General features: G+C 62.1%; 28 protein-coding genes, 4 tRNA genes and 1 pseudogene. 22 read left to right on the forward strand and 11 right to left on the reverse strand.

Annotated elements, in window-relative coordinates; genetic code table 11:
* Nucleotides 1-54: 54 nt before the first annotated feature.
* Nucleotides 55-130: transfer RNA gene (locus ABIE53_RS15860), tRNA-Thr, on the forward strand.
* A 125-nt stretch (nucleotides 131-255) separates the two neighbouring features.
* Here ABIE53_RS15860 and ABIE53_RS15865 read toward each other — a convergent pair.
* Nucleotides 256-456, reverse strand: a complete 201-nt coding sequence (locus tag ABIE53_RS15865) for a hypothetical protein (RefSeq protein WP_175130875.1) — start codon at nucleotides 454-456, stop codon at nucleotides 256-258.
* Between the two features lie 675 nt (nucleotides 457-1,131).
* Between ABIE53_RS15865 and ABIE53_RS15870 the strand changes: the two genes are divergently transcribed.
* Together ABIE53_RS15870 and ABIE53_RS15875 are read left to right on the forward strand one after the other, a co-directional pair.
* Complete coding sequence (locus tag ABIE53_RS15870) at nucleotides 1,132-1,281, forward strand: hypothetical protein (protein ID WP_006050185.1); 150 nt, start codon at nucleotides 1,132-1,134, stop codon at nucleotides 1,279-1,281.
* Nucleotides 1,282-1,560: 279 nt separating this feature from the next.
* On the forward strand, nucleotides 1,561-2,157 hold the full coding sequence (locus ABIE53_RS15875; protein WP_006050184.1) for a chorismate mutase: 597 nt from the start codon (nucleotides 1,561-1,563) through the stop codon (nucleotides 2,155-2,157).
* A gap of 91 nt (nucleotides 2,158-2,248) precedes the next feature.
* On the opposite strand, the pseudogene ABIE53_RS15880 reads toward ABIE53_RS15875, so the two are convergent.
* Together ABIE53_RS15880 and ABIE53_RS15885 are read right to left on the reverse strand one after the other, a co-directional pair.
* A pseudogene (locus ABIE53_RS15880) lies at nucleotides 2,249-3,404 on the reverse strand (exonuclease domain-containing protein).
* Nucleotides 3,405-3,595: 191 nt separating this feature from the next.
* Nucleotides 3,596-3,799, reverse strand: coding sequence for a cold-shock protein (locus tag ABIE53_RS15885; RefSeq protein ID WP_006050182.1), 204 nt, complete (start codon nucleotides 3,797-3,799; stop codon nucleotides 3,596-3,598).
* Nucleotides 3,800-4,228: 429 nt separating this feature from the next.
* Between ABIE53_RS15885 and ABIE53_RS15890 the strand changes: the two genes are divergently transcribed.
* Both ABIE53_RS15890 and ABIE53_RS15895 read left to right on the forward strand, forming a co-directional pair.
* Nucleotides 4,229-4,492, forward strand: coding sequence for a hypothetical protein (locus tag ABIE53_RS15890; RefSeq protein WP_006050181.1), 264 nt, complete (start codon nucleotides 4,229-4,231; stop codon nucleotides 4,490-4,492).
* A gap of 538 nt (nucleotides 4,493-5,030) precedes the next feature.
* Nucleotides 5,031-6,176: a porin gene (locus tag ABIE53_RS15895; RefSeq protein ID WP_006050180.1), complete on the forward strand. Its 1,146-nt coding sequence runs from the start codon at nucleotides 5,031-5,033 to the stop codon at nucleotides 6,174-6,176.
* Nucleotides 6,177-6,302: 126 nt separating this feature from the next.
* On the opposite strand, the gene greB is transcribed toward ABIE53_RS15895, so the two are convergent.
* Nucleotides 6,303-6,872 carry a transcription elongation factor GreB gene (gene greB, locus ABIE53_RS15900; RefSeq protein WP_029967984.1) on the reverse strand — a complete coding sequence of 190 codons (570 nt, stop codon included), beginning with the start codon at nucleotides 6,870-6,872 and terminating at the stop codon, nucleotides 6,303-6,305.
* A gap of 120 nt (nucleotides 6,873-6,992) precedes the next feature.
* On the opposite strand from greB, the gene ABIE53_RS15905 reads away from it, so the two are divergent.
* Together ABIE53_RS15905 and ABIE53_RS15910 are read left to right on the forward strand one after the other, a co-directional pair.
* A tRNA-Arg gene (locus ABIE53_RS15905) sits at nucleotides 6,993-7,069 on the forward strand.
* 68 nt (nucleotides 7,070-7,137) lie between these two features.
* Nucleotides 7,138-7,214 (forward strand) — tRNA-Arg (locus ABIE53_RS15910).
* 117 nt (nucleotides 7,215-7,331) lie between these two features.
* Here ABIE53_RS15910 and ABIE53_RS15915 read toward each other — a convergent pair.
* The 5 genes from ABIE53_RS15915 to ABIE53_RS15935 form a co-directional block, all read right to left on the reverse strand.
* Nucleotides 7,332-7,823 (reverse strand): phage protein NinX family protein, encoded by a 492-nt coding sequence (locus ABIE53_RS15915; RefSeq protein WP_006050178.1) that lies wholly within the window; start codon nucleotides 7,821-7,823, stop codon nucleotides 7,332-7,334.
* 92 nt (nucleotides 7,824-7,915) lie between these two features.
* Nucleotides 7,916-10,279, reverse strand: coding sequence for a RelA/SpoT family protein (locus ABIE53_RS15920; RefSeq protein WP_006050177.1), 2,364 nt, complete (start codon nucleotides 10,277-10,279; stop codon nucleotides 7,916-7,918).
* 129 nt (nucleotides 10,280-10,408) lie between these two features.
* A complete protein-coding gene (rpoZ, locus tag ABIE53_RS15925; protein WP_006025620.1) occupies nucleotides 10,409-10,612 on the reverse strand; it encodes a DNA-directed RNA polymerase subunit omega in 204 nt (67 codons plus the stop codon).
* A gap of 60 nt (nucleotides 10,613-10,672) precedes the next feature.
* Complete coding sequence (gmk, locus tag ABIE53_RS15930) at nucleotides 10,673-11,356, reverse strand: guanylate kinase (RefSeq protein ID WP_006050176.1); 684 nt, start codon at nucleotides 11,354-11,356, stop codon at nucleotides 10,673-10,675.
* 17 nt (nucleotides 11,357-11,373) lie between these two features.
* Nucleotides 11,374-12,297, reverse strand: coding sequence for a YicC/YloC family endoribonuclease (locus ABIE53_RS15935; RefSeq protein ID WP_006050175.1), 924 nt, complete (start codon nucleotides 12,295-12,297; stop codon nucleotides 11,374-11,376).
* A gap of 220 nt (nucleotides 12,298-12,517) precedes the next feature.
* On the opposite strand from ABIE53_RS15935, the gene rph reads away from it, so the two are divergent.
* The 5 genes from rph (at nucleotide 12,518) to ABIE53_RS15960 (ending at nucleotide 15,798) form a co-directional block, all read left to right on the forward strand.
* On the forward strand, nucleotides 12,518-13,258 hold the full coding sequence (rph, locus tag ABIE53_RS15940; RefSeq protein WP_006050174.1) for a ribonuclease PH: 741 nt from the start codon (nucleotides 12,518-12,520) through the stop codon (nucleotides 13,256-13,258).
* Nucleotides 13,251-13,898, forward strand: a complete 648-nt coding sequence (gene rdgB, locus ABIE53_RS15945) for an RdgB/HAM1 family non-canonical purine NTP pyrophosphatase (protein WP_006050173.1) — start codon at nucleotides 13,251-13,253, stop codon at nucleotides 13,896-13,898. The genes rph and rdgB overlap by 8 nt, the downstream gene beginning before the upstream one ends.
* Nucleotides 13,895-15,124, forward strand: a complete 1,230-nt coding sequence (hemW, locus tag ABIE53_RS15950; protein ID WP_192698757.1) for a radical SAM family heme chaperone HemW — start codon at nucleotides 13,895-13,897, stop codon at nucleotides 15,122-15,124. The genes rdgB and hemW overlap by 4 nt, the downstream gene beginning before the upstream one ends.
* Before the next feature lie 55 nt (nucleotides 15,125-15,179).
* Nucleotides 15,180-15,269 (forward strand) — tRNA-Ser (locus ABIE53_RS15955).
* A gap of 157 nt (nucleotides 15,270-15,426) precedes the next feature.
* Nucleotides 15,427-15,798, forward strand: a complete 372-nt coding sequence (locus ABIE53_RS15960) for a DUF3800 domain-containing protein (RefSeq protein WP_006050171.1) — start codon at nucleotides 15,427-15,429, stop codon at nucleotides 15,796-15,798.
* Nucleotides 15,799-15,821: 23 nt separating this feature from the next.
* On the opposite strand, the gene ABIE53_RS15965 is transcribed toward ABIE53_RS15960, so the two are convergent.
* Nucleotides 15,822-16,052: a hypothetical protein gene (locus ABIE53_RS15965; protein ID WP_006050170.1), complete on the reverse strand. Its 231-nt coding sequence runs from the start codon at nucleotides 16,050-16,052 to the stop codon at nucleotides 15,822-15,824.
* A 162-nt stretch (nucleotides 16,053-16,214) separates the two neighbouring features.
* Nucleotides 16,215-17,435, reverse strand: a complete 1,221-nt coding sequence (locus ABIE53_RS15970; protein WP_006050169.1) for a Bcr/CflA family multidrug efflux MFS transporter — start codon at nucleotides 17,433-17,435, stop codon at nucleotides 16,215-16,217.
* Nucleotides 17,436-17,685: 250 nt separating this feature from the next.
* Between ABIE53_RS15970 and ABIE53_RS15975 the strand changes: the two genes are divergently transcribed.
* The 10 genes from ABIE53_RS15975 to ABIE53_RS16020 all read left to right on the forward strand — a co-directional run bounded on the left by ABIE53_RS15975 (nucleotide 17,686) and on the right by ABIE53_RS16020 (nucleotide 26,069).
* The gene (locus ABIE53_RS15975; protein ID WP_006050168.1) at nucleotides 17,686-18,273 is read left to right on the forward strand and encodes a hypothetical protein; all 588 of its coding nucleotides are present in this window, start codon (nucleotides 17,686-17,688) and stop codon (nucleotides 18,271-18,273) included.
* A gap of 166 nt (nucleotides 18,274-18,439) precedes the next feature.
* Nucleotides 18,440-19,723, forward strand: coding sequence for a glutamate-1-semialdehyde 2,1-aminomutase (gene hemL, locus ABIE53_RS15980; RefSeq protein ID WP_006050167.1), 1,284 nt, complete (start codon nucleotides 18,440-18,442; stop codon nucleotides 19,721-19,723).
* 58 nt (nucleotides 19,724-19,781) lie between these two features.
* Nucleotides 19,782-20,939 (forward strand): bifunctional diaminohydroxyphosphoribosylaminopyrimidine deaminase/5-amino-6-(5-phosphoribosylamino)uracil reductase RibD, encoded by a 1,158-nt coding sequence (ribD, locus tag ABIE53_RS15985; protein ID WP_029967988.1) that lies wholly within the window; start codon nucleotides 19,782-19,784, stop codon nucleotides 20,937-20,939.
* 15 nt (nucleotides 20,940-20,954) lie between these two features.
* Complete coding sequence (locus tag ABIE53_RS15990; RefSeq protein WP_006050165.1) at nucleotides 20,955-21,569, forward strand: riboflavin synthase; 615 nt, start codon at nucleotides 20,955-20,957, stop codon at nucleotides 21,567-21,569.
* Nucleotides 21,570-21,856: 287 nt separating this feature from the next.
* On the forward strand, nucleotides 21,857-22,093 hold the full coding sequence (locus ABIE53_RS15995; protein ID WP_149029194.1) for a type II toxin-antitoxin system CcdA family antitoxin: 237 nt from the start codon (nucleotides 21,857-21,859) through the stop codon (nucleotides 22,091-22,093).
* Nucleotides 22,093-22,407: a CcdB family protein gene (locus ABIE53_RS16000; RefSeq protein ID WP_006050163.1), complete on the forward strand. Its 315-nt coding sequence runs from the start codon at nucleotides 22,093-22,095 to the stop codon at nucleotides 22,405-22,407. Before ABIE53_RS15995 ends, ABIE53_RS16000 begins: the two co-directional genes overlap by 1 nt.
* 190 nt (nucleotides 22,408-22,597) lie before the next feature.
* The gene (ribBA, locus tag ABIE53_RS16005) at nucleotides 22,598-23,734 is read left to right on the forward strand and encodes a bifunctional 3,4-dihydroxy-2-butanone-4-phosphate synthase/GTP cyclohydrolase II (RefSeq protein ID WP_006050162.1); all 1,137 of its coding nucleotides are present in this window, start codon (nucleotides 22,598-22,600) and stop codon (nucleotides 23,732-23,734) included.
* 48 nt (nucleotides 23,735-23,782) lie between these two features.
* Nucleotides 23,783-24,289: a 6,7-dimethyl-8-ribityllumazine synthase gene (gene ribH, locus ABIE53_RS16010; RefSeq protein WP_006050161.1), complete on the forward strand. Its 507-nt coding sequence runs from the start codon at nucleotides 23,783-23,785 to the stop codon at nucleotides 24,287-24,289.
* On the forward strand, nucleotides 24,286-24,720 hold the full coding sequence (gene nusB / locus ABIE53_RS16015) for a transcription antitermination factor NusB (RefSeq protein WP_006050160.1): 435 nt from the start codon (nucleotides 24,286-24,288) through the stop codon (nucleotides 24,718-24,720). The genes ribH and nusB overlap by 4 nt, the downstream gene beginning before the upstream one ends.
* Nucleotides 24,721-24,872: 152 nt before the next feature.
* Nucleotides 24,873-26,069, forward strand: coding sequence for a pyridoxal phosphate-dependent aminotransferase (locus tag ABIE53_RS16020; protein WP_006050159.1), 1,197 nt, complete (start codon nucleotides 24,873-24,875; stop codon nucleotides 26,067-26,069).
* Nucleotides 26,070-26,170 lie beyond the last annotated feature (101 nt).

Genomic DNA, 26,170 nt, shown 5'->3' on the forward strand with positions numbered 1-26,170 from the left:
CCGAGGGGCTTGCCAAGCCAATAAAGAAGTCCCTATAATCTCGCTTCTCCTGATGCCGGAATAGCTCAGACGGTAGAGCAGCGCATTCGTAATGCGAAGGTCGGGGGTTCGATTCCTCTTTCCGGCACCATCAAGATTCAAGCAAAAAGCCCAGTCCTCGCGACTGGGCTTTTTGTTTTGGCGATGCGTTTATCGAGGTTGGGACAACACGCGTCTGCGGTTACTAGTTGGCTTTGGCTATCCGCAGAAGTCCGCTCAGTCGCCGTGCAAGCGCGCGATCGTGACGAGGTTGCGCGCGACGACGGAATCGTTTGTCGCGACGCCCTGCTCGACGTTGCTGCGTTTCTCGCCGCAATACGCAGCGACCGCTTCCTGCGGCGCTGACGGAAACCACGAGATGCGGCCGTCGCATTCGATGCCAACCTGACGTCCCTTCCAGTACACAGCGTTTTCCATGACCCACTCTCTGAAGGCGAAGACGACCATCTTCCGCATCGGCAGACGCGCGTCCGTTGCCCAACGCACTCTCGGTTGCCGATACGTCTTCACATCATAGAAGCCAGGATCGCGGCTGCCGGCGTTGTCATCGAGCGATGATGTTTTGTCGCGAAATGCGCGAGCTGGAATGCAACGCCGGCCGAATGCTTAAACCATTCAGTGAAACTCCTAAAAAGTCTTAAGTCGCGCTTGAAAAAAGAGGCCGTTGATCGTCAACGGCGCGACACGTCGCTCGTTTACAAAGAGGTAAAGCTTTCTCGCGATATAAGGTCCGGCTCGGTAATAAACGAACGTTCGCCTTTTAGTGCGGAAAACGATTCCGATGCGGCGGCGCACAAGAAGCTTTGAATCGGGGAATACCCGGAATGAACAGGAGCGGACTCGCGAGACCGAGAGGCGGCAGTGCTTGGGCGGCCCGCCTGACAAGGCGCCAGGGAATCTACCGATGAATTGATGCGCTGAACGTACGCAAGCCCACAGAACAACACAAGCTGCGAACCTATAAATTTAATCAGAAGACTCTGCTGAAATGGTGCGCTGTGCCGTTAAAGCAACAAAGAACGCGTGATGTTAATCGGGCACTGGTGCTGATCGGGGCCAGAGGGAATAATGAGTTTGTAAAGGAGAAAGATCATGGATGCCAAACCACCGAAGATTCCGACCCCGGATAAAGTTTTTAGCCCGGATCCGGAACCTGTCGGCGTCGAATTTTTGGGTGCGGAACTGCCGGAGCACGTGCGCGCCTTTTTCGACGAACAACGTAAGTCGTGCGACGCAAAGTAACTGTGCAGTGGCGCAACGCAGCAGCGGTCTTCGTGTCTCGTGCATGAGGTCTGGTGGCTCGCGCGCTCCCCGATCGCTTTCGTTTGGACGCTACCAATAGACGGACTGCCGCCGCGTAGTGCCGGCGCCTGTCGTTGCGCTTGCGCGCTTCTGCTTGCGCGAGCATCGGTTGTGCTCTGCTTCCCAGCAGCGGCTCCGCCCGGGAGCGCGCCTGTGCGATCGTAGATCGTCTATTCTTCTGGTTTTTCCTTCTGCGCCACCCGGCCGACCGTTGATCCCATGAATCGATTGTTTCGCTTCGCTGCGCCGTGCGCGCTGGCGCTCTTCGCCTGTGCCGCGTTCGCGCCAGCCCCCGCCTTTGCCGATGGCGACGATACCGCGCTAACCAACGTGATCGCGCTTGCGTGGCAACGCCTTGCGCTCGCCGAGCCGGTGGCGCGCTGGAAGTGGGCCAACCATCAAGCGATCACCGACACGCCGCGCGAACAGGCGCTGCTCGCCGATGTGGAAAAGCGAGCCGCGGCGGCCAACGTGGATCCGGCGTTCGCGCGCGCTTTCTTCCAGGATCAGATAGACGCCAGCAAAGAGGTGCAAAACGCGCTGTTCGCGAACTGGCGCGCGACTCAGCCGCCACAAGAACCGGCGCCGGACCTCGCGACGAGCACGCGCCCTCAGTTGGACCGCTTGACGCAGGCGCTCGTCGCCGGCCTCGCCCGCGTGCAACCGCTGCGCGCGGCGCCGGACTGTCCGTCGCGCGTCGCGCAAGCGCTCGCTAACTGGAAGTCGCTGACCCGCTATGACTCGACCCGGTCGAATGCGCTAACTCATGCGCTTGGACACGTGTGCGAAAGCGGCGGCGTCGGCGCGACGGGCTGACGGCGGACGCCAGGAGGAAGGCGTGGACTGATCGCGCTGCGGGGCTTGCACGATCGGGCGGAACGAGCGGGTGAATGTGCAGGCGAAGCGGTCAGGCAACGCCCACGACAGGCTCCGCGTTCACGACCGTCAGCGGCGTCATCCGCAAACCGCGTGCGAGATGGCTTTGCAAAATCCGATACGTCGAAAGCTCAAAGCCGCTGCTATCCAGACGCGACGTGTGCAACTCGGTCGCCTGCTCCAGCGACGGCGCATGGCCGATATAACACCAGCGGTCGACAACATGAAAAGCGCACGCCTCTGACGCTTGTTCCCGCTCCTCGAAAACGACAGGCCCGACAAACGGCCACGGCGCGTCGATGGGATCGCTCTTGGCGACGCGCGGCGCGCGATTGTGCCCCGGCCGCAGCGCCGCAATCCACTGTGCCTCTGTCAGCATTGCGCCCAGCTCGCCGCCCGTCGCGCGCCATTCGACACGCCGAACCTGCTGCGCAAGCCGTATATCCTTCGACGAACGGCGCTCCCCTGTCAGATGCGCGCGAAGCCGCTGACGGACGCGAACGCTTCGTCCGACATACAGCGGCAAGTCGTCGTCTCCATAGAACGCGTAGACGCCGCAGCCCGCAGGCGCCGTGTCGAGCAGATCTTCGGTGATGTTGCCGGCCAGCCGGTAGCGCCGGGTCGTGCGCTCGATGTGCGCCCGTAAAACGTCGAGCGGCACGAGGCCATGCAGGCGCTGCCAGAACTGCCAGATCAGATCGGCGTCGGCGAGCGCGCGGTGGCGATCCGACGGCACGAGCGAATGACGCTCGACCAGCGCATCGAGTCCGTGACGCTTTTCGGACGGAAATAGCGCGCGCGACAGGCGCACGGTGCACAGCACGTCCGGGTCGAATGAAATACCGGCGCGCCGGAATTCGCCGCGCAAGAAACCCCGGGTCGAAGCTCGCGTTATGCGCGACGAACAGTTTGCCGTTCAGGCGGGCAAAGAGTTCGGGCGCGATGGCGTCGAATGTCGGCGCGCCGCGCACCATCGCATTCGTGATGCCGGTCAGCTGCTGAATGAAGGACGGAATCGGTTGCTGCGGATCGACGAGGCTGCTCCAGCGCGTGACGCCGGCCGGCCCGACTTCGACGACGCCGACCTCGGTAATGCGGTGCTCGCTGGTCGAGCCGCCGGTGGTTTCAAGATCGACAAAGACGATGGGCTCTGCGAAGGCCGGTTCGGCCAAAAACTGTTCGGACATGGAGAGAATGCTTGGACGCGTGACTTTGCGCCAAGTATGCACTAGTTGGCGGCCGCCGACCGTGCGTAGATCGCGCCAGCGGGACCACACGCCCGACCGAAGCGAATAAAAAGAAAAGCCCCCGCGATGAATCGCGAGGGCCTTTAGCAGCGGACCCCGCCCCGCACGCTACGGGGCAGCGGCACTACCGCTTACAGCGGCTGGATATTCGCCGCCTGCTTGCCCTTGGGGCCGGCCTTGACGTCGAAAGATACACGCTGGTTTTCCTTCAGCGATTTAAAGCCTTCGCTGCGAATCTCCGAGAAATGCGCAAAGAGATCTTCGCCACCCGAATCGGACGTAATGAAGCCAAAACCTTTAGCATCGTTAAACCATTTGACGATACCTGTTTCCATTTTCCAGTTTCCCTCAACGAATTATCAAATCGGGCAATGCCCTCAACGCCTCAATCCATTGCCATCTTATCCATAAGGAATATCCCGGAGGCATTGCGCACTCGGAGCGGCTACTGAATTCAGCTTTGCCGTTATACGGGGCGCGGTGAATCACCGTCAAGTGAATTTTTAATAGTCCTTAAGTACGACATTGGATAAGCGAAAAGTTAGCCGAATGGCGGAAATAACCGGCGTTTGGGTGCTCGCGCTCGCGTCAAATTTACTCCTCCTTTAACGCGAGCACAGGAAAAGAGAAAAGACTTCCCGAAATGCACGCGACGTTTGTAACGATTTGTGACTTTGGTAAGTGTTTCTCCGACTTGTTCGCCTCGCCGAACGAACCGCATCATGAAGCTATGTATTTGCAGTAATGCGCATCAGGAGATTGCCATGCAGTTCCATACCATCCGCCTCATTCTTGCCCGGCTCATTCCTCATTTCGCTCAATCACCGTCGCAAGCATCTCGCACTTCCAGTGCCGAAGCAGACCGGCAGAACTCGTCGGCCCTCGAATTCGACCCGGTATGGCACGGCGATCATTGGCAAAACCTGCTGTCGTCGCCGATGGACGCCCGGCGCTACGTCATGGAGGACTGGAGTTCCTCGACGCCGACCGAACGGTGGAACACCGACTACGCCGCACCGGCGCATTGAGCGGAAGTCACGCGCCAAATCGGGCTTCGCAGTTCTGAGCGCGCAAAAAAAAGCGCGACTGGGAAGTCGCGCTGACAAAGGTTTGGAGATCTTTTTCGACAACGAAAAAGTCCGCTTCGGAAAGCGGTAATTCAGTATAGCGCTTATTTCCGAGTCCGATTATTCACACAAATAACAATCGTTTATTGCATTAACAACAACAATAACTTCGCATAGCCGCTCTTGTTGTTTTTTCGCATCGGATAAGCGTCGTATATAAGCAACGCCAATTCCTCCGCACCCCTTGCATGAGCCCTTGGTACTCTCGAAAGCCTTAACCGGCGGGGCTTTCAACGCGTCCACATATCGTTTCGAACGGCGTAATACTCTATTGCGAAAACAGAAACGCCCATTGATTAGACGGTCTCTCTACACTTTGCGTAACCGGAAAACAGCGCCGCATTCAGACGCTCTTCTCGCGGATACGCCTCTCGCAGCGTCCGCGTGAAGGTTTTCCGAAGCAGCATTCACCGCCAATTCTTGCTTTCGGAGTAACAAGATGAAAAAGACTCTCATGGTCGCAGCCCTGACGGGCGTTTTTGCCACCGCGGCGCACGCCCAAAGCAGCGTCACTCTGTACGGCTTGATCGACGCCGGCATCACGTACACCAACAACCAGCACGGTCACAGCAACTGGCAGCAAACCAGCGGCTCGGTGAACGGCAGCCGTTGGGGCTTGCGCGGCGCTGAAGACCTCGGCGGCGGCCTGAAGGCAATCTTCACGTTGGAAAACGGCTTCGGCATCAATGACGGTTCGCTGAAGCAAGGCGGCCGCGAATTCGGCCGTCAGGCATTCGTCGGTCTGTCGAGCAACCAGTTCGGCGCCGTGACCCTCGGCCGTCAATATGACAGCATGGTCGATTTCGTCGGCCCGCTCGCATTGACCGGCACGCAGTACGGCGGCACGCAGTTCGCCCATCCGTTCGACAACGACAACCTGAACAACTCGTTCCGCATCAACAACTCGGTCAAGTACACGAGCGCGAACTACGGCGGCTTCAAGTTCGGCGGCCTGTACGGCTTCTCGAACCAGGCTGACGGCTTCGCCAACAACCGCGCTTACAGCGCCGGCGCATCGTACAACTGGGGCGGCCTGAATGTCGGCGCAGCGTACCTGCAACTGAATAACAACGGCGCGACGGGCGCGGCTGCGGCGTTCAACGCCGGCGGCGCAGTGTCGAGCGACAACACCTTCTTCGCTAGCCGTCAGCAGACGTGGGGCGCGGGCGCGAGCTACGCGTTCGGTCCGGCGACCGTCGGCCTCGTGTACTCGCAGACGAACCTGTCGGGCCTCGCCGGCATCGGCGCAGGCGCGTCGGGCCAGACGGGCGGCGTCGCCTTCGGTGGTGACAGCGCGCACTTCCAGAACTTCGAAGCTAACGCTCGCTACGCTCTGACGCCGGCTGTCAGCATCGCCGGTTCGTACACGTACACGCGCGCCAGCCTCGCCGGCACCCGTCCGCACTGGAACCAGTTCAACCTGCAAACGGCATACGCACTGTCCAAGCGCACGGACGTCTACCTGCAGGGTGAATACCAGCAAGTCAACGAGAACGCGGTTGTTAATGCGGACATCAACGGTCTGGCTGCTTCGAGCAACAACAAGCAGATCGCTGTCACGGCAGGCCTGCGTCACCGCTTCTAAAGCGGCAGACAGGACTCGCGACAGGGAAGGCGCCGCTTGCGGCGCCTTTTTTATTGCCTGCCCTGCCTGGAACGCCGCGAAGGCCACCGACGCGACGGACGCGGCGGAATCAGCCCGGATGGAACACTAGCCGCCGTTATCGGGCGGCGGATATTTGACGTCGAGTATGTCGATCGGCTGCGGTCCGGCAGGCGTATACAAAGTCACCGTATCGCCGACCTTCGCCTTCAGCAGCGCTCGCGCGATCGGCGAAATCCAGCTCACGTGCCCGATGTCCAGATCGACTTCGTCGATACCGACGATCGTCACCGTATGCTCGTCGCCGTCTTGCGTCGCGTATTCGACCGTGGCGCCGAAAAAGACCTGATCGACATTCTCCTGTTTGCTGCTGTCCACGATCTCCGCGAGATCGAGACGCTTGGTCAGAAAACGAATGCGCCGATCAATCTCACGCAGGCGGCGCTTGCCATAAATGTAATCGCCGTTCTCCGAGCGGTCGCCATTCGACGCCGCCCACGACACGAGCTTGACCACTTCCGGCCGCTCGACGTCGATAAGATGCAGCAGTTCGTCGCGCATGCGGCGGTAGCCCGCCGGCGTGATGTAGTTCTTGGTACCCGCTGGGATGTCCGGCTGGGCGACGTCGAGATCGTCGTCGTTATCTTCGCTCGACTCTTTGACAAAGGCCTTGTTCATGATGATCCATAAGCTGCAGCAAACGACTGCCTCACTAGGGTACACGATCATGGCAATGAGACAAATCGCAGTTACACGCTTCCCTTTTTTGAAACCTTTGCTATAATCTCGTTTCTGCGTGCGGCTGTAGCTCAGTTGGATAGAGTACTTGGCTACGAACCAAGGGGTCGTGGGTTCGAATCCTGCCAGCCGCACCACTTATTCGAGGGCCTTCCTCCGGGAAGGCCCTTACGTTTTACCCAATTTCGCTTTACCAGTTTCGCGTGCGGCTGTAGCTCAGTTGGATAGAGTACTTGGCTACGAACCAAGGGGTCGTGGGTTCGAATCCTGCCAGCCGCACCACTTTTCAAGGGCCTTCCAATCGGAAGGCCCTTTGTTTTTTCGACGACGTTTTTCGACGCCGCCGTTTTACTCCGATTATTCGATTCGACCAGCCACTCGTGGCCGCGGCGCGCTTATTTACGGCCGCGGCGGCGACTGAATATCGCCGATATGTCCGTCCGGGCTAGGAACGTCTTCGAACGTATCGCCCGCCGTCGCCTCGGCAATGCGCCGCGCGCTAACGCCCATCAGCAACTGCGGTTCATGCAGCACGTCGCCGACGCTATCGCCAAACCGGCTTTCGACAAACGCCCGCAGCAGTGCCACGCGCACCGAGTCCGCGCGCCCTTCCACCGGTCCGCGACCGCCTTCGAATTCCGCGACGCACTGTGCCGGCCCCTCTTCGCTGCGTTCGCGCATTTCGATCCGACGCGCGCGCTCCAGCACCACTGCCGCGGCATCCCACGACTTGCTCGGCGTGAAGCGGCCGTCCCACGGACGACCGCGGTCGTTGCCGCGAATCGAGACGGTTTCGCCGCTGTCGGTGAACTGGATTTCGCGCACGAAGTCGTGCAGGCTGCGGGCCACCCAATAGTCGAGTGCGAGGCCCTCTAGGTCAGCTACTTTCATCAGCGTTCTCCCTGAGTTTTCAGGTCAGACTCGCCTATCGCCGGTGTGTTCCTGCAGAAGAAACGACATTTGCTTCACCAGCACGCGCCGGATCAGTAATCGGCCCGCTCGCGCTCGATCCGCATGCCGCTGCCGCCGTCATGCCGATGATGCCCGTCGTCGCTCGGCCGTTCGCGCGCAATGCGCATCACGTCGGGATTCGTGCGCACGCGGCGCATGACGTTGGCAAGATGGACGCGGTCGCTGACCTGGATCACGAAGCGCAGAACCGTGGATTCCTGCGACAGATCTTCGTCCATCGCGATGTGCACGATGTTGGCGTCCGCCGACGTAATGTCCGCGGCCACGCGGGCGAACACGCCCTTGGTGTTCTTGACCAGCACCTTCACCGCGACGTCGAACAGACGCCCCGGCTGCGGCGCCCAGGCCACGTCGATCCAGCGCGCCGGATCGCGCCGGTGAATGCGCTGGGCAACCCGGCAGTCGGTGGTGTGGATCGCCATGCCGAGGCCGATGCCGATGTAGCCCATGATGTCGTCGCCGGGAATCGGACGGCAGCAGGCGGACAGTTGCACCGACATGCCCTCGGTGCCGGTGATCACGACCGGCGGCGCATGAGGCGCCGAGCCCGAATCGGAGCGCGAGTCGTCGTCGGCGTCGCGGCCGCTCATCAGCACTTCGATGCGCTTGGCCATGACCGCCGCCACGCGCCGGCCGAGACCGATGTCCGCGAAGATTTCCTGGCCGTTCTTGTTGCCGGTCCACTGAACGAGCTTTTCCCATGCCTCGGGCGTCACGTCCGACAGCGCGAGACCGTAGCCCTTCAGCGCCTGATCGACGAGGCGCTCGCCAAGCTGAACCGATTCGTTCAGGCGCATCGTCTTCAGATAATGGCGAATCGCCGAGCGCGCCTTGCCGGTGCGCACGAAACCGAGCCACGCGGGATTCGGCTTCGAATACGGCGCCGTAATGACTTCGACGATGTCGCCGCTCTTCAACTCCGTGCGCAGCGGCAGCAATTCGTTGTTGATCTTGACCGCGACGCACTGGTTGCCCAGGTCGCTGTGGATCGAATACGCGAAGTCGAGCGCGGTGGCGCCGCGCGGCAGCGCCATGATTTTCGACTTCGGCGTGAACACGTAGACCGCATCCGGAAACAGATCGATCTTGACGTGTTCGAGGAATTCGCTCGAATCGCCGGCTTCGCTCTGAATGTCGAGCAGCGACTTCAGCCACTGGTGCGCGCGCTTTTGCACGTCGTTGAGATCGGCGCTGCCGTTCTTGTACAGCCAGTGCGCGGCCACGCCGGCTTCGGCAATTTCGTGCATCTTGCGCGTGCGCACCTGAAACTCGATCGGCGCGCCGAACGGGCCGACGAGCGTGGTGTGCAGCGACTGATAGCCGTTCACCTTCGGAATGGCGATGTAGTCCTTGAACTTGCCCGGCACGGGCTTGTACAACGCATGCAGCGCGCCGATGCAGGTGTAGCACTCGAGCGCGCTGTCGACCACCACGCGAAAGCCGTACACATCCAACACCTGGGAGAACGACAACTGCTTGTCGCGCATCTTCTTATAGATGCTGAAGATGGTTTTCTCGCGGCCGGTGACTTCCGCGTCGATCTTCGCGTCGGCGATGGCGCGCTGCACCGATTCCAGAATCTTCCCGACCACTTCGCGCCGGTTGCCGCGCGCGGCCTTGACGGCTTTTTCGAGCGTGGCGTACCGATGCGGATTGAAGTTCGCAAAGCTCAGGTCTTGCAGCTCGCGATACGTATTGTTCAGACCGAGCCGGTGTGCAATCGGCGCGTAAATATCGAGCGTTTCGCGCGCCACGCGGCGGCGCTTTTCCGGCGGCACCGCGCCGAGCGTGCGCATGTTGTGCAGCCGGTCGGCGAGCTTGACCAGAATCACGCGGACGTCGCGCGCCATTGCGAGCAGCATCTTGCGGAAGTTTTCCGCCTGCGCTTCCTCGCGATTGCGAAACTCCATCTTGTCGAGTTTCGACAAACCGTCGACCAGTTCAGCGACCTTCGCGCCGAAACGCTCGGCGAGCTCGGCCTTGGTCACGCCCTGGTCTTCCATCACGTCATGCAGCAGCGCGGCCATGATGGCCTGGCCGTCCAGATTCCAGCCGGCGCAGATTTCCGCGACGGCAACCGGATGCGTGATGTAAGGCTCGCCGCTCTGGCGATACTGGCCGAGGTGAGCTTCGTCGCTGAAATGGAAGGCCGCCTTGACGTCCTTGATTTCCTCCGGCTGCAGATAGCCGGACAAAGCGGACGTCAGCTTGGCAATGGAAACGACGTCATGCCGGCGCGGTTGCTCCGGCGTGGCGGTCGGGCCGAACAGATGGCGAAACGACTGTTCGAGGACCGCGTCGATGTACTTGCGTGCGGACGAAGGTGAATCGGCGTCGTGCTCCGCTTCCGTGGCGGTGGGCGGGGTGGTGCTCATGTTCGCCTCCGTAGCGGTTAGGAGTGGACGCCGGTCTGCACGTTGATGCAATCAGGTAAAGCAGGTGTGACTGGAAAACGCGCCAGAAACATGTGGCGAATCAATAATCAGAAGCGGGGAAAGCGCGCCTTAAACCGGCACCTTCTTCAGCATTTCGACACCGACCTGGCCGGCAGCGATCTCGCGCAGCGCGACGACCGTGGGCTTGTCGCGGCTTTCGATCTTCGGCGTGTGACCTTGAGCGAGCTGACGCGCGCGATAGGTCGCGGCAAGCGCGAGTTCGAAACGGTTCGGGATCTGTTTGAGACAGTCTTCGACGGTAATGCGGGCCATGTTGGGTTCCTTCTCAGTATGTTGCTTATTCTACCTTATGTGCTCGAATCGCCGCCGCGCTCAGGGGTGCGGAAGGTGAATGCCGAGTTGCACAAAAAGCTGCGTATGACGCGCGTATTGCGAGGCGAAGCGTGAACGCGTCGCGGCCACGAGACACTGCAGTTCGCTGAGCGCGCGATCGAAGTTCTCGTTGATCACCACGTACTCCGCTTCGGCCGCATGCGCCATCTCGCTGCCCGCCGCAAGCAGACGTCGCGTGATGACGTTCGGCTCATCCTGGCCGCGCTTTTTCAGGCGCTCTTCGAGCGCTTCGAGCGACGGCGGCAAGATGAAAATCTCGACCGCGTTATGAAACTGCTTCTTCACCTGCTGCGCGCCCTGCCAGTCGATTTCGAGCAGCACGTCATGGCCGCTTTTCATCTGCTCCTCGATCCACACGCGCGACGTGCCGTAGTAGTTGCCGTGCACTTCTGCGCTTTCGAGAAACTCGCCGGCATCATGACGCTGCATGAAATCGTCGACGGTGGTGAAGTGATAGTGCTCGCCGTCCTGCTCCTTCGGACGCGGCGGGCGCGTCGTGTACGAGATCGACAGACGGATCGCTTCGTCGCGGGCGAGCAGCGCATTCACGAGCGTCGACTTGCCGGCGCCCGAAGGCGCGACGACCATGAACAGGTTGCCGGGATATGCGCCGGCATACGGGTTGCGCGGCGCGCCGCTGTCGCGTGTGTGATGATCGGTCATGTTGTGATGCTCCCGCCTTATTCCAGATTCTGTACCTGCTCGCGCATCTGTTCGATGAGCAGCTTGAGCGTCATCGACGAATCCGCCAGTTCTTTCGCCGCCGCCTTCGAGCCGAGCGTGTTCGCTTCGCGATTCAGCTCCTGCATCATGAAGTCGAGCCGCTTGCCGACCTTGCCGCCCTTCTGGATCACGTGACGCGTTTCGTTCAGGTGAGCCGTGAGGCGCGACAGTTCTTCGGCGATGTCGATGCGGATGCCGTACATCGTCACTTCCTGGCGAATCCGCTCGTTGATCTCTTCGCGCGACACGATGGTCGCGGCCGTATCCGGCGCCGCAATGCCGAGCGCTTCCTGCAAGCGCTCGACGATCTTCTGCTGATGCTTCGTAATCAACTCCGGCACGAGCGGCGTGATCTTCGTGACGATCGCTTCCATTTCCGTGACGTTGGCGAGCAGCATCGTCGCGAGTTGCGCGCCTTCGCGGGCCCGCACGTCGATCAGATCGGTAATCGCCTGCTTGCCGCACGCGAGCACGGCGTCGCGCAACACGTCCGGTGCCACGCCCGTCTCGGCGAGCACGCCCGGCCAGCGCAGAATTTCGCCGCTGCGCAGACGGCCCGCTTCCGGAAACGTCGCGAGCACGGTGCGCTCGAGCAGCGCCAGTTGCGTCAGTGCGTCATGATTGATCGAGCCTGCGTTCGCCGTCTGTTCGCTGCGCTGCAGATTGATGCGAATATCCACCTTGCCGCGCGACAGCTTGTTCATCAGCATTTCGCGCAGCGTGGGTTCGCACACACGCACGTCTTCCGGCATACGGAAGTTGAGGTCGAGAAAGCGCGAATTCACCGTGCGCAGTTCGACCGACACGCTCACGCCGCCCGTGCCCGAAGCCGCGACGAGTTCGCGTGTCGCGCTCGCATAGCCAGTCATGCTGTAGATCATCGTATTTCTCGCGATGGTGGCCTTGCGTAAAAGCATGGCCGAAGAGTCGAATCGCCCGGCGTGTACGAGACGCGAGGCGGTGAACAGGCATTATCCCATTTTTGTCGATGAGACCCCTTGTAGAGCCCCGGCCGACGCGCCCAGCCGCCGGACGCATGCGCGCCCCGATCGGCTGTAAAATCCTGCTTTCCCCTCCCGCTTTCTTCCTGACCCAATCCACATGACCGACACCACTCAACGCCCCAGCGGACGCCTCGCCCATCAGTTGCGCGACGTGCGCATCACGCGCCACTACACGAAGCACGCGGAGGGCTCGGTGCTGGTCGAATTCGGCGACACCAAGGTGATCTGCACGGCGAGCATCGCCGAGACCGTGCCTTCGTTTCTGCGCGATCGCGGCCAGGGCTGGCTCACCGCCGAATACGGCATGCTGCCGCGCGCCACGCATACGCGCAGCGACCGCGAGGCCGCGCGCGGCAAACAGACCGGGCGCACGCAGGAAATCCAGCGTCTGATCGGCCGCGCGCTGCGCTCGGTGTTCGATCTGGAAAAACTCGGCGCACGCACGCTGCATATCGACTGCGACGTGATCCAGGCCGACGGCGGCACGCGCACGGCGAGCATCACCGGCGCTTTCGTCGCCGCACACGACGCGGTGAGCAAACTGCTGGCCGCGGGCCGCATCGAAAGCTCGCCGATCAGCGATTACGTCGCGGCCATTTCGGTCGGAGTGTACGACGGTCTGCCGGTTCTCGATCTCGATTATGACGAAGACTCGCAATGCGACACCGACATGAACGTCGTCATGACCGGCGCGGGCGGCTTCGTGGAAATTCAGGGAACCGCGGAAGGCGTACCTTTTTCGCGCGATGAAATGAACGCGCTGCTCGATCTAGCGAGCGACGGCATTGCCACGTTGATCGCGAAGCAGAAAGAAGCATTGGAGTATCGAGGTGAATGAAGTTCGTGAAGCCAACGGCGCGGCTAGTTCCAGTTCGTCGTTGAACAAGGTCGTGCTCGCGTCGAATAACGCGGGCAAGCTGCGCGAGTTCGCAGCGCTGCTCGACGCGGCCGGCATCGAGTTGATTGCTCAAGGCGCGTTGGGCGTGCCGGAAGCGGAAGAGCCGCATCCCACGTTTGTAGAAAACGCTTTGACCAAGGCGCGGCATGCCGCGAAGCTCACGGGCCTGCCCGCCCTCGCCGACGATTCCGGTCTTTGCGTGCGCGCGCTGCGCGGTGCGCCGGGCGTTTATTCGGCACGTTACGCACAGCTAGCCGGCGGCGAGAAAAGCGACGCGGCGAATAACGCGCGGCTGGTTTCGGCATTGCAAGGCGAGAGCGATCGACGCGCGTATTACTACTGCGTTCTCGCGCTCGTGCGTCACGCGGACGACCCCGAGCCGCTGATCGCCGAAGGCCGCTGGCACGGCGAGATTCTCGATGCGCCGCGCGGCTCGAATGGCTTCGGCTACGACCCGTACTTCTTCCTGCCGTCGCTGAACGCGAGTGCCGCCGAGCTCGAGCCATCGGCGAAGAACGCCAGCAGCCATCGCGCGATTGCGTTGCGCCAACTGCTCGCGCGTCTGACGGAGGAAGCGTGATTCCGATCAAGCCGACGCCCACCGATGTCGGCAATGGCGTCATCAAGGCATTCACGTCGCCAGGCAGCATACGGCTGACGTCGCTGCCGCCGCTTTCGCTGTATGTGCATTTTCCGTGGTGCGTGCGCAAGTGTCCGTATTGCGATTTCAACTCGCACGAATGGAAGGGCGACACGTTCCCCGAGAACGATTATCTCGATGCGTTGCGCGCCGATCTCGAGATGGCGCTGCCGCTGGTGTGGGGGCGGCAGGTGCATACGGTGTTTATCGGCGGAGGTACGCCGAGCTTGCTGTCGGCGGCGGGGCTCGACCGCATGCTGTCGGACATTCGCGCGCTGCTGCCGCTCGACGCCGATGCCGAGATCACGCTCGAAGCCAATCCCGGCACCTTCGAGGCCGCGAAGTTCGCTCAGTTTCGCGCGAGCGGTGTGAACCGGTTGTCGGTGGGCATTCAGAGTTTTAATGAAGCGCATCTGAAGGCGCTCGGCCGGATTCACGATTCGACGCAAGCGCGTCGTGCCGTCGAGGTGGCCGCGTCTACGTTCGATAACTTCAATCTCGATCTGATGTTCGCGCTTCCGCAGCAGACGCTTGCCGAGTGCCAGGCCGATATCGATACCGCGTTGTCGTTCGCGCCGCCGCATCTTTCGCTTTATCACCTGACGCTCGAACCGAACACGCTGTTCGCAAAGTTTCCGCCCGCCCTGCCCGACGACGATGCATCCGCCGATATGCAGGACTGGATTCAGGAACGCACGTCGGCTGCGGGATATGAGCGCTACGAAGTGTCCGCGTATGCGAAGCCACATCGGCAGAGCAAGCACAATCTGAACTACTGGCGTTTCGGCGACTATCTGGGCATTGGCGCCGGCGCGCATACGAAGCTGTCGTTTCCGAATCGCGTGCTGCGCCAGGCGCGTTATAAGCATCCGGCTACGTTTATCGAGCAGGCCAAAGCCGGCGCGGCGGTGCAGGAAGAACATGAAGTCGGACCGCGCGATCTGCCGTTCGAATTCATGCTGAATGCGCTGCGGCTGGTGGAAGGTTTTCCGGTGCATCGGTTTATCGAACGCACGGGTTTGCCGATGACGTCGATCGAGCCGGCTTTGCAGGAAGCGGAGCGCCGCAAGCTGATCACGCGCGATCACGAGAAGATTGCGCCGACGCCGCTTGGACAAGCGTTTCTGAACGATCTACAGGCGTTGTTTCTGAAAGATCCGCAGTGAATGCGGATGGCTCGAGCGCCGCAGCGAGGTTTTTTCAGGTTACAATTTGCGGCTTGGAGGTGTGGCCGAGTGGTTTAAGGCACCGGTCTTGAAAACCGGCGAAGGAGTGATCCTTCCGTGAGTTCGAATCTCACCGCCTCCGCCAGGACTTGTCTTATACGAAACGGGCCGCCAGGCCCGTTTTTCGTTTGCGCCGATAAAAGATCTCATTGCCGAATGCATAGCGACTATATCGTTTTCGTTGACGAAAGCGGGGACCACAGCCGTACGTCTATCGACACGGATTACCCACTATTCGTGCTGTGTTTCTGCTCATCAAGAAAAGTGACTATGCAGACATCCTGGTTCCGCGGATCAAGAGGTTGAAGTTCGAGACGTTCGGCCACGATTGCGTCGTTCTGCATGAGTCCGACATTCGCCGCAAGCGCGGGGCGTTTGCCCGACTCAGCAAGGAGCCACGAGAAACGTTCCTTGAACGTTTGACCTCGATAATCGACGACTTACCCTTAACGGTGATTGGTGTCGTTATCGACAAACGTAAATTGAAGGACAGATACACCAATCCGTACAATCCTTATCACATCGGCATTCAGTACGGCCTGGAACGCGTGCGTCAATATCTGCGAATGAAGACCTCCAGCACCCGCCGATCCAACGCGCGTAGATCTGATTGAAGCCGCCTCGCGTCATCCTCGCATCAAACACTCACCGCCTCGACCCTCTCCCGCGCGTCCGCACAACGCCGGTTGAGATCGCGATGCATCAACTGACTGTCGAGCAGCGTCGATACATCGGTCAAGCCATAATCAAAGCGCAATACGTATTCGATGTCCGTGTAATCGTGATAGGCGCCGCTGTCGGCCAGCTTCTGCGCTTCGGCGAATGCCGCATGTTGCCGCTCGCCGTTCATCAAATCTCTGATCGCCATGATTGCCGCTCCGAGGAACAGTGACCTCATCATAGCAATGCAAATTCAAACGCAAGGTCGCGTGCGCGCAACACCTGGTGTTTTCCGCTAGATGCACGCTGCACGCCGGCCCCGCCGACACACAGCCAAAGTCAATAACACGCCGTCACCATGACGCTGCATTCAAACGACAGCCACGGGCGCCTTCGTTCCATGCCATCTGACGACCAGAATGCGGCCGACATAACACAGCGTCCCCGCCACGCCGACCACAATGCCCATGCCCTTCGGCGAGACATCGGTCCAGAGGCCGACCGCGAGACTCGACAGCGCGCCGAGCGCCAGTTGCATCGCGCCGAACACCGCGGCCGCCGCGCCCGCGTTGGCCGGATAGCGATGCATCAGATCGGTCGTGCAATTGGCCGACAGCAAACCCACCACGCCGACCACGAAGAAGAGCCCCGCTACGATCGACCACAACCCGCCCCAGCCCGTCAACGAGACGAGGCAGACGAACAGCGACGCGATGCAACTCACGGTCGCGGCAAACGAAATGATCGGCAATGACCCGAGTTGGCCGACGAGCCGCGTATTCATGAAGTTGCCGAACATGATGCCGACGATGTTCAGCGCAAACAAAAAGCCATAGTGCTGCGCCGACACGTGAAAATATTCGATGTACACAAACGGCGTCGCCGTGATGTACGCGAACATCGACGCGAACGCCATGCCCCCGCACAACATGTGCCCCCACGCGACGGGATCGCGCAACAGTCGGCCATACGCGGCAAACGACTTGTGAAGCACCGAGTGCGCGCGTTTCTCGCGCGGCCAGGTTTCCGGCACCTTGAGGAACGCGGTTATCGCGCAGACGGTGCCGAACAGCGTCAACGCGATAAACACGATGCGCCAGCCGCCAAGCAGCAGCAATTGCCCGCCAATCAGCGGCGCGAGCAACGGACCGATCGACGTGACGATGGCAAGCATCGACAACACGCGTGCCGCGTCGGTCGGACCATATGCATCGCGCGCAATGGCGCGAGCGAGCACGGAGGCCGCGCCTGCTCCGAGCGCCTGCACGAAGCGAAAGATGACCAGCGCGCCGATCGAGAACGACAGCGTGCACGCAATGCTCGCGAGCGCATACATGATGATGCCGCCGAGCAGCACGGGCCGGCGGCCATAGGTATCCGACAGCGGCCCATAAAGCAGCATGCCGATCGAAAAGCCGAACATGAAACTGGTGAGCGTGGTCTGCGCCGCGCTCGTGCCGATCGCAAATGCCTGCGCGATGGTGGGCAAGCTCGGCAGATACATGTCGATCGAAATCGGTCCGCAGGCGGCAAGCGCGCCGAGCAACAGAATCAGCCGGCCATCTGGCCGGCGTCCGGTGACATGAGACATGGGAATCCAGGTGAAGCGCGCGTCCTTAACGAGGCGGCGCGGTGATACGAAAGACCGGCATTGACCGGATGAATTGTACGCGACGCTTACCGCGTGTGCCGCGCCTGGCAAACGAAGCGCGCGGCAATTCGCACTCGACGAAGCCTCGCGGCAAGCGTGCCGCCGATCGGTTAAGCTGCCGCGTGAACCCTTGAGCGTCGTACGAAATTCCCTCGACGCCTTCAAAACGTGACTGATCTGCAACGCTGAAATGACTGCCTTTCTGTTGATCTGGAGCCCCAAAAAATGGCCGTGGCCGGAGTTGCCCGACGTGGCGAAACGCGTCGCCGCGGGCATCGCGGTCGCCGACGTCTGGGGCTGCGGATTTGCCCGCGGCATCCTGCGTGGCGATCGCGTGTTTCTGCATCGCGTCGCGATGGAACCGAAGGGCATTTTCGGCTCGGGCTACGTGACGCGCGCGCCCTACGAGGTCCCCGATTCCGCGACGAAGCGCGGCTATCGTCTGTGCATCGACTTCGTGTATGACTGGCTTGTGGATGCGCATCAGAACGTGGTGATTCCTCGCGACATGTTGCGCGTACATCCATTCTCAGTGCAGACGTGGGACGCGCAAAGTTCCGGCACAGTGATCAAACCGATTGCCGAAGGCGCGCTCGAGAAGCGTTGGGCCGAACTCACGGGAAAGCGCAAGCCGCCTGCAGTCGACGCGCCATCCGGTCCAGTGCGTTCGAGCAAGGTAACGGCGCATGCTGCGCACGCGAAGCTAGCCGGCGCCAACGCGCCGCCTGCCAGCGAGCCTGCCAGGGCGCCGGCCCGTAAGCGCCCGTCGCAGCGCTGAGAGTGCGCCTGAACGCCGCGCCCGCGCGCAAAAGCCGCGCAAAGTCCGCACAGCCGCCCAAAGCCTTCAGACACCGACTCCGGTACAATTTCCTCACCTACTCCGGCGCCGCGCGACTCGCCCGCAAGCAAACCGCGCCGCCGCGCAACCCAATCCAGTCATCGCCATGTCCAAAAATCAAACCCTTTTCGAGCGCGCGCAACGCACCATTCCCGGCGGCGTGAATTCGCCGGTCCGGGCATTCCGCTCCGTCGGCGGCACGCCGCGCTTCATCGAACGCGCGCAAGGGCCTTACTTCTGGGACGCCGACGGCCAGCGTTATATCGACTACATCGGCTCCTGGGGCCCGATGATCCTGGGTCATGTTCACCCGGAAGTGCTCGAAGCCGTGCAGCGCGTGCTGGCCAATGGCTTCTCGTTCGGCGCGCCCACCGAATCGGAAATCGAAATCGCCGAGGAAATCTGCAAGCTCGTGCCGTCGATCGAACAGGTGCGCATGGTGTCGAGCGGCACCGAGGCAACCATGAGCGCACTGCGTCTCGCGCGCGGCTTCACGAATCGCAGCCGCATCGTCAAATTCGAAGGCTGCTATCACGGCCACGCGGACAGCCTGCTCGTGAAAGCCGGCTCGGGCCTTTTGACGTTCGGCAATCCGACGTCGGCGGGCGTGCCGGTGGACATCGCGAAGCACACCACGGTTCTCGAATACAACAACGTCGCGGCGCTCGAAGAAGCGTTCAAGGCGTTCGGCAACGAAATCGCGTCGGTGATCGTCGAGCCGGTCGCGGGCAACATGAACCTCGTGCGCGCGACGCCCGAGTTCCTGCAAGCATTGCGGCGCCTGTGCACAGAGTACGGCTCGGTGCTGATTTTCGACGAAGTGATGTGCGGCTTTCGTGTCGCGCTCGGCGGTGCGCAACAGGTCTACGGCATCACGCCGGACCTGACGTGCCTCGGCAAAGTGATCGGCGGCGGCATGCCGGCGGCGGCCTTCGGCGGACGGCGCGACATCATGGCTCACCTCGCGCCGCTCGGCGGCGTCTATCAGGCGGGCACCTTGTCGGGCAATCCGATCGCGGTGGCCGCGGGCCTGAAAACGCTGCAACTGATCCAGGCGCCGGGCTTCTACGACACGCTCGCCGCGCGCACTGCCCGTCTCGCGCAAGGTCTGACGAAAGTCGCGCGCGAAGCCAATGTGCCGTTCGCGGCGGATTCGCTCGGCGGCATGTTCGGGCTTTACTTCACCGAGTCCATTCCGACGAGCTTCGCCGAAGTCACGAAGAGCGACGTGCCGCGCTTTAACGCGTTCTTCCACAAGATGCTCGACGCGGGCGTCTACTTCGCGCCGTCCGCATATGAGGCGGGCTTCGTTTCGATTGCTCACGACGACGCTATCGTCGACGCCACGATCGAAGCAGCGCGTGGCGCATTTGCGTCGCTGACTGCCTGAGCTGAACGTACTGACCGCACACGCCACCGCCCCGTCACCCGCACTCAACCAGGCACCGATGTTCTCGCAAACCGACTTCGTCCACATGGAACGTGCGCTCGCGCTGGCCAGGCGCGGCATGTACACGACCGACCCGAATCCGCGCGTGGGTTGCGTGATCGTCAAGAACGGCGAAGTCATCGGCGAAGGATTCACGCAGCCGGCCGGCCAGGACCACGCTGAAATCCGCGCGATGAAAGACGCGCGTTCGCGCGGTCACGATCTGCGCGGCGCAACCGCTTACGTCACGCTCGAGCCGTGCAGCCATTTTGGCCGCACGCCGCCTTGCGCGAACGCGCTAATCGAAGCGCAGGTCGCGCGCGTGGTCGCCGCGATGGAAGACCCGAATCCGCAGGTGTCGGGACGCGGCCTCGCGATTTTGCGCGATGCGGGCATCGAGGTGCGCTGCGGCCTGCTCGCCAACGAAGCGCATGAGTTGAACATCGGCTTCGTGTCGCGCATGACGCGCGGCCGGCCGTGGGTGCGCATGAAAGTGGCGGCCTCGCTCGACGGCCGCACCGGCTTGCCTTCCGGCGTCAGCCAGTGGATCACCGGCGAAGCAGCGCGTGCCGACGGCCATGCGTGGCGTGCGCGTGCGTCGGCGATTCTGACGGGCATCGGCACGGTCAGGGAAGACGATCCGCGCATGACGGTGCGCGCCGTCGACACGCCCCGCCAGCCGCAACGCGTGCTGATCGACAGTCAGCTGGAGGTGTCGCCGCACGCGCAGATTCTCGCCGGCGCGCCGACGCTGATTTTCTGCGGCAACCTGGATGAACGGCATCGCGAACGCGCAGAGGCGCTGCGCGAGCGCGGCGCGGAGATCGTCCAGATGGCCAACGCAGCCGGCAAGGTCGATCTGCCCGGCATGCTGAAAGTGCTTGGCGAGCGCCAGGTGAACGAACTGCACGTCGAGGCAGGCTACAAGCTGAACGGCTCGCTGCTGCGCGAAGGCTGCGTCGACGAACTGCTCGTGTATCTCGCGCCGAGCCTGCTCGGCATCGACTCCATGAGCATGTTCAATCTGGGCGCGCCCGAAACCCTGGAAGGCCGCGTCAAGCTGGCGTTTCACAACGTCGAGCGGATCGGCGAGGACCTGCGGATTCTCGCGCGCCTCGTGCCCGCCGGCGCCACGGCAAGCGACACCGACGCCGCGTCCCCACCCGTTTCGTTTTGATCGAGGATTAGTACGATGTTCACAGGAATCGTCGCGGCAGTGGGCCGCATCGAGTCAGTCAAGCCGCTCGGCACGAACGGCGACGCGGGCGTGCGTCTGAGCGTGGAAGCCGGCGGCCTGGACCTCGCCGACGTGCAGCTCGGCGACAGCATCACCATTCAGGGCGCGTGCATGACCGTGGTCGCGAAAACCGACCATTCGTTCGAAGTGGACGTGTCGCGCGAAAGCCTGAACTGCACGGCGGGTCTCGGCGAAGTCGGCGAAGTGAACCTCGAAAAGGCGCTGCGCGCGCATGACCGGCTGGGCGGCCACATCGTCTCCGGCCACGTGGACGGCCTGGGCACGGTCACCCACTTCGCGCCGGTCGGCGAGTCTCACGAACTGCGCGTGCTGGCGCCGCGCGAGATCGGCCGCTATCTGGCGTACAAGGGTTCTATCACTGTCAACGGCGTGAGCCTGACCGTCAACTCGGTTAAAGATCGCGACGATGGCTGCGAGTTCTCGATCAATCTCATTCCCCACACGGTGGAAGTCACCGCGCTCAAGCATCTGCGTGAAGGTACGCCGGTGAATCTGGAAATCGATCTGATTGCGCGGTATGTGGAGCGGATGTTGAACGCGCCGAAGTAAGTGGCAGTGGCGTCATGGATCACGATGAGCACGGCCGGCGAGCACGACGTTGGCTTCGCGCAGCCATACGGCTTTCTAGCCCCACGAGGCTCAAAAGTTCGTCGCCAGCCTTTGTTCACCCGCTCGGCCACTAACTTTGGTGCAGTGCAAAGTCGCGATGAAAGAAGGGCTGCTGGTTGCTACGCGGCGGACCTTGGCCAAGTCGGCATGAGCACCGGGAGCACAACACGTTCGTGTGGGCTACAATGCGCATAAACTCCCACATGAGAGGGACCGACATGCGACACATGACAACGGACACCAGCCCGCGCCGAGCCACCAACATCAGCCTCCCCGAGGACGTCTACAAGGACGCCAAGGAACTGGGCATCAACTTTTCGCAGACATGCGAGCGAGCCATCCGGCAGGCGGTACAGGCCGAAAAGGACCGCCAGTGGGCGATCAAATTTGCGGACTTTATTCAGGCTTATAACGACATGGTCGAGCGCGACGGCCTCCCGCTTGCGCAGTACCGGACGTTCTGATGGCCCGCTTCGACGTCTTCTCAAACCCGAGTGGACACTTGGGTACGCCATATGTCGTCGAGGTCCAGGGAAATCATCTGTCTGGATTGGCGACCCGCGTGGTCGTCCCGCTACGCCGCTTGGACCGGATTGCCCCGGTACCGCTTCCGCCGGATCTGATCCCCGTGTTCATCATCGAGGGTATTGAGTGCATGCTCGATACGCCGACACTCGCTGCAGTCCCACGGAGCGCGCTGACCAAGCCAGTTAGCTCGCTCGTACATCGGCAAGACGAAATCATGTCGGCGCTAGACCGATTATTTGGCGGATGGTGAACCTTTCAGCGTTGGCACCTACGTATGCCTCGCTAAAGAGGGTCCCCAGGACGGTCTTCCATCGTTTCGCCGAGCATAACAACTGTCGACGCCGCATCGCCAGTCGGCCAAACGGCCTATGCCATCCGGCGGAGGCGACTTGGGACCGCGCGTGGCGTAAAATACGCGCTTTCCCGAAAAACTCGCCACCATGACGCTCGCCTCCACTCCAGAGATCATCGCCGAACTCAAAGCCGGCCGTATGGTGATCCTCGTCGACGAAGAAGATCGCGAAAACGAGGGCGACCTCGTGCTCGCCGCTGAATTCGTCACGCCGGAAGCGATCAATTTCATGGCCCGCTACGGCCGCGGCCTGATCTGTCTGACGCTCACGCAGGAACGCTGCAAGTCGCTCAATCTGCCGCTCATGACGTATCGCAACGGCACGCAGTACGGCACCGCGTTCACCGTGAGCATCGAGGCGGCGGAAGGCGTGACGACCGGCATTTCGGCCGCCGACCGCGCCCGCACCATCGCCGCGGCCGTCGCGCCGGACGCGAAGGCCGAGCACATCGTGCAGCCGGGCCACGTGTTCCCGATCATGGCCCAGCCGGGCGGCGTGCTGGTGCGCGCGGGCCACACGGAAGCTGGCTGCGACCTGACCGCGCTGGCCGGTCTCACGCCGGCCGCCGTGATCTGCGAAGTCATTAACGACGACGGCACAATGGCGCGCCTGCCCGACCTGATGGAGTTCGCAAAACAGCACAACCTGAAAGTCGGCACGATCGCGGATCTGATTCACTATCGCAGCCGCACGGAGTCGATCGTCGAGCGCATTTGCGAGCGCACCATGCAGACGGCGCACGGCGCGTTTCGCGCGGTCATGTATCTGGACCAGCCGAGCGGCCAGCCGCACATCGCGCTCGTGCGCGGCACGCCGACGCCCGAGCAGAACACGCCCGTGCGCGTGCATGAGCCGCTTTCGGTGCTCGATCTGCTCGAAGTCGGCGAATCCACGCATTCCTGGACACTCGACGCAGCCATGAAAGAGATCGCCTCGCGCGAACTCGGCGTGATCGTGCTGCTCAATTGCGGCGACTCGAAAGAGCATTTGATCGACGTGTTCAAGGCGTTCGATTCGAAGGAAAAAGCAGACGCGCTCAAACGGCGGCCAGTCGACTTCAAGACATACGGCATCGGCGCGCAGATTTTGCGCGAGCTCGGCGTCGGCAAGATGCAGGTGCTGTCGAACCCGCGCAAGCTGGGCAGCATGTCGGGGTACGGTCTCGAAGTCACCGGTTTCGTACCCATGCCCGGCGGTATCGCAGAGACTCCGCAACAAGGCTGATCCGGCCATTCACGCGCCTCGCGCCCACTCAAACACTACGGAATTCACATGGAAATCGGACAATACCAACCGAACCTCGACGGCGACGGACTGCGCATCGGCATCGTCCAGGCGCGTTTTAACGAACCGGTCTGCAACGGCCTCGCGGACTCGTGCATCGAGGAACTGGAGCGCCTCGGCGTGACGGGCGAAGACGTGCTGCTCGTCACGGTGCCGGGCGCGCTCGAAATCCCGCTCGCGCTTCAGAAGCTCGCCGAGAGCGCGCAGTTCGACGCGCTGATCGCGCTCGGCGCGGTCATTCGCGGCGAGACGTATCACTTCGAACTGGTGTCGAACGAAAGCGGCGCGGGCATCACGCGCATCGGCCTCGACTTCGGCATCCCTGTCGCCAACGCCGTGCTGACCACGGAAAACGACGAACAGGCGGTCGCCCGCATGACCGAAAAGGGCCGTGACGCGGCGCGCGTCGCCGTCGAAATGGCGAATCTGGCGGTCGCGCTCGAACAGTTGGGCGGCGACGACGAAGAAGAAGACGAAGAAGAGGAAGAGGCATGAAGAGCGCACGCCGACGCTCCCGCGAACTGGCCACGCAGGGGCTTTATCAGTGGCTGCTGTCGGGTTCGCCCGGCGGTGAGATCGACGCGCAACTGCGCGGCGCGCAGGGCTTCGACAAAGCGGATCATGAGCATCTGGACGCGATTCTGCATGGCGTGATCCGCGATTCGGAGGCGCTGTCGGCCGACATCGCTCCGTGTCTCGACCGTCCGATCGAGCAGTTGTCGCCGGTCGAACGCGCGGTGCTGCTGGTCGCCGCATTCGAGCTGAAGAATCACGTCGACATTCCTTATCGCGTGGTGATCAACGAAGCCGTCGAGCTCGCCAAGACGTTTGGCGGCGTGGACGGCTACAAGTACGTGAACGGCGTGCTGGACAAGCTGGCTGCCAAGCTGCGCGCGGCGGAGATCGAAGCGGCTCGCAAGCGCTAGGCGTCAGAGTGCGGCGGGCTCAGGTGCGCAACGCCGCTGCCGCAGCCGCGCATCGGCCGGATTGGAACGAATCGCTGTAAGGACGCCGCCGTGCGCATGTGTCAACGCGCAAGGCGCCGTCCGGTTTCTGCTTTTGAACTGGATTTAATCGAATGAACTCCGTGACCGAACCTCTTATGCGGCTCGCCGCACGCGTCGACTCCATTCAGCCTTTCTACGTGATGGAGCTGGCCAAAGAGGCCGCGCTTCTCGAGCGCGAGGGGCGCGACATCATTCACATGGGGATCGGCGAACCGGACTTCACCGCGCCGGAACCGGTCATCGAGGCAGCCGCGAACGCGCTGCGCCGCGGCGTCACGCAATACACCAGCGCGCTCGGCCTGCACACACTGCGTGAAGCGATTTCGGCCCACTACGCGGAGGTCTACGGCGTCAACGTCGATCCTGCGCGAATCGTGGTGACCGCGGGCGCGTCGGCGGCGTTGCTGCTGGCGTGCGCGGCCCTGGTCGATCGCGACGACGAAGTGCTGATGCCCGACCCCTGCTACCCGTGCAACCGCCATTTCGTGATCGCCGCCGAAGGCAAGCCGGTGATGGTGCCGAGCGGCCCTGCCGAACGCTTCCAGTTGACCGCCGCCGACGTCGAACGACTGTGGAACGAGCGCACGCGCGGCGTGCTGCTCGCGTCGCCGTCCAATCCGACCGGCACTTCGATCGAACCGGCCGAACTCGAGCGCATTGTCAAGGCGGTGCGCACGCGCGGCGGCTTCACGATCGTCGACGAAATCTACCAGGGCTTGAGCTACGACGCGAAGCCAATCTCCGCGCTGTCATACGGCGAGGATGTGATCACCGTCAACAGCTTCTCCAAGTACTTCAACATGACAGGCTGGCGCCTCGGCTGGCTCGTGGTCCCGCCGGGCATGGTGAGCGCGTTCGAGAAGTTGGCGCAGAACCTTTTCATCTGCGCGTCGGCGTTGGCGCAGCACGCGGCGCTCGCGTGCTTCGAACCGCAAACCATCGCGACTTACGAAGCGCGCCGTCTGGAGTTCAAGCGACGCCGCGATTTCATCGCGCCGGCCTTGCAATCGCTCGGCTTCACGGTGCCGGTCATGCCCGACGGCGCGTTCTACGTGTACGCCGACTGCGGGACCGTCAATCACCCTGCCGCCGGCGACAGTTCGGCGCTCACCAAGGCGATGCTGCACGACGCAGGCGTCGTGCTGGTGCCGGGGATGGACTTCGGCACGCATGCGCCGAAGCAATATATCCGGCTGTCGTATGCGACCGCGTATCCGAAGCTCGAGGAAGCGGTCGAGCGCCTTGCGGGGCTTTTTGGGCGAAAGTAGCGAGGTGTGGCGGCTGATGTAGGCGCGTCGGTCGCGTAGTTGCGAGGCCAGTGGCAGCAGCCATCTAACCGCCAACCCCACAACCAGCCCTCCAAACGCAA

The sequence above is a fragment of the Paraburkholderia sp. OAS925 genome, assembly GCF_040543975.1.
Lineage (GTDB): Bacteria > Pseudomonadota > Gammaproteobacteria > Burkholderiales > Burkholderiaceae > Paraburkholderia > Paraburkholderia graminis.

What these genes read in the sequence shown, in the direction of transcription:
- nusB (WP_006050160.1), top strand. Translation starts at nt 24,286, where the DNA reads ATGAAGAGCGCACGCCGACGCTCCCGCGAACTGGCCACGCAGGGGCTT.
- rph (WP_006050174.1), top strand. Translation starts at nt 12,518, where the DNA reads ATGACCGACACCACTCAACGCCCCAGCGGACGCCTCGCCCATCAGTTG.
- ABIE53_RS16000 (WP_006050163.1), top strand. Translation starts at nt 22,093, where the DNA reads ATGGCCCGCTTCGACGTCTTCTCAAACCCGAGTGGACACTTGGGTACG.
- ABIE53_RS15995 (WP_149029194.1), top strand. Translation starts at nt 21,857, where the DNA reads ATGACAACGGACACCAGCCCGCGCCGAGCCACCAACATCAGCCTCCCC.
- ABIE53_RS15865 (WP_175130875.1), bottom strand. Translation starts at nt 456, where the DNA reads ATGGAAAACGCTGTGTACTGGAAGGGACGTCAGGTTGGCATCGAATGC.
- ABIE53_RS15965 (WP_006050170.1), bottom strand. Translation starts at nt 16,052, where the DNA reads ATGGCGATCAGAGATTTGATGAACGGCGAGCGGCAACATGCGGCATTC.
- ABIE53_RS15895 (WP_006050180.1), top strand. Translation starts at nt 5,031, where the DNA reads ATGAAAAAGACTCTCATGGTCGCAGCCCTGACGGGCGTTTTTGCCACC.
- ABIE53_RS15870 (WP_006050185.1), top strand. Translation starts at nt 1,132, where the DNA reads ATGGATGCCAAACCACCGAAGATTCCGACCCCGGATAAAGTTTTTAGC.
- ABIE53_RS15935 (WP_006050175.1), bottom strand. Translation starts at nt 12,297, where the DNA reads ATGATCTACAGCATGACTGGCTATGCGAGCGCGACACGCGAACTCGTC.
- ABIE53_RS15920 (WP_006050177.1), bottom strand. Translation starts at nt 10,279, where the DNA reads ATGAGCACCACCCCGCCCACCGCCACGGAAGCGGAGCACGACGCCGAT.
- ribD (WP_029967988.1), top strand. Translation starts at nt 19,782, where the DNA reads ATGTTCTCGCAAACCGACTTCGTCCACATGGAACGTGCGCTCGCGCTG.
- ABIE53_RS15885 (WP_006050182.1), bottom strand. Translation starts at nt 3,799, where the DNA reads ATGGAAACAGGTATCGTCAAATGGTTTAACGATGCTAAAGGTTTTGGC.
- ABIE53_RS16020 (WP_006050159.1), top strand. Translation starts at nt 24,873, where the DNA reads ATGAACTCCGTGACCGAACCTCTTATGCGGCTCGCCGCACGCGTCGAC.
- ABIE53_RS15970 (WP_006050169.1), bottom strand. Translation starts at nt 17,435, where the DNA reads ATGTCTCATGTCACCGGACGCCGGCCAGATGGCCGGCTGATTCTGTTG.
- gmk (WP_006050176.1), bottom strand. Translation starts at nt 11,356, where the DNA reads ATGACCGATCATCACACACGCGACAGCGGCGCGCCGCGCAACCCGTAT.
- ribH (WP_006050161.1), top strand. Translation starts at nt 23,783, where the DNA reads ATGGAAATCGGACAATACCAACCGAACCTCGACGGCGACGGACTGCGC.
- ABIE53_RS15990 (WP_006050165.1), top strand. Translation starts at nt 20,955, where the DNA reads ATGTTCACAGGAATCGTCGCGGCAGTGGGCCGCATCGAGTCAGTCAAG.
- rpoZ (WP_006025620.1), bottom strand. Translation starts at nt 10,612, where the DNA reads ATGGCCCGCATTACCGTCGAAGACTGTCTCAAACAGATCCCGAACCGT.
- hemL (WP_006050167.1), top strand. Translation starts at nt 18,440, where the DNA reads ATGTCCAAAAATCAAACCCTTTTCGAGCGCGCGCAACGCACCATTCCC.
- ribBA (WP_006050162.1), top strand. Translation starts at nt 22,598, where the DNA reads ATGACGCTCGCCTCCACTCCAGAGATCATCGCCGAACTCAAAGCCGGC.
- greB (WP_029967984.1), bottom strand. Translation starts at nt 6,872, where the DNA reads ATGAACAAGGCCTTTGTCAAAGAGTCGAGCGAAGATAACGACGACGAT.
- ABIE53_RS15890 (WP_006050181.1), top strand. Translation starts at nt 4,229, where the DNA reads ATGCAGTTCCATACCATCCGCCTCATTCTTGCCCGGCTCATTCCTCAT.
- ABIE53_RS15875 (WP_006050184.1), top strand. Translation starts at nt 1,561, where the DNA reads ATGAATCGATTGTTTCGCTTCGCTGCGCCGTGCGCGCTGGCGCTCTTC.
- ABIE53_RS15975 (WP_006050168.1), top strand. Translation starts at nt 17,686, where the DNA reads ATGACTGCCTTTCTGTTGATCTGGAGCCCCAAAAAATGGCCGTGGCCG.
- ABIE53_RS15915 (WP_006050178.1), bottom strand. Translation starts at nt 7,823, where the DNA reads ATGAAAGTAGCTGACCTAGAGGGCCTCGCACTCGACTATTGGGTGGCC.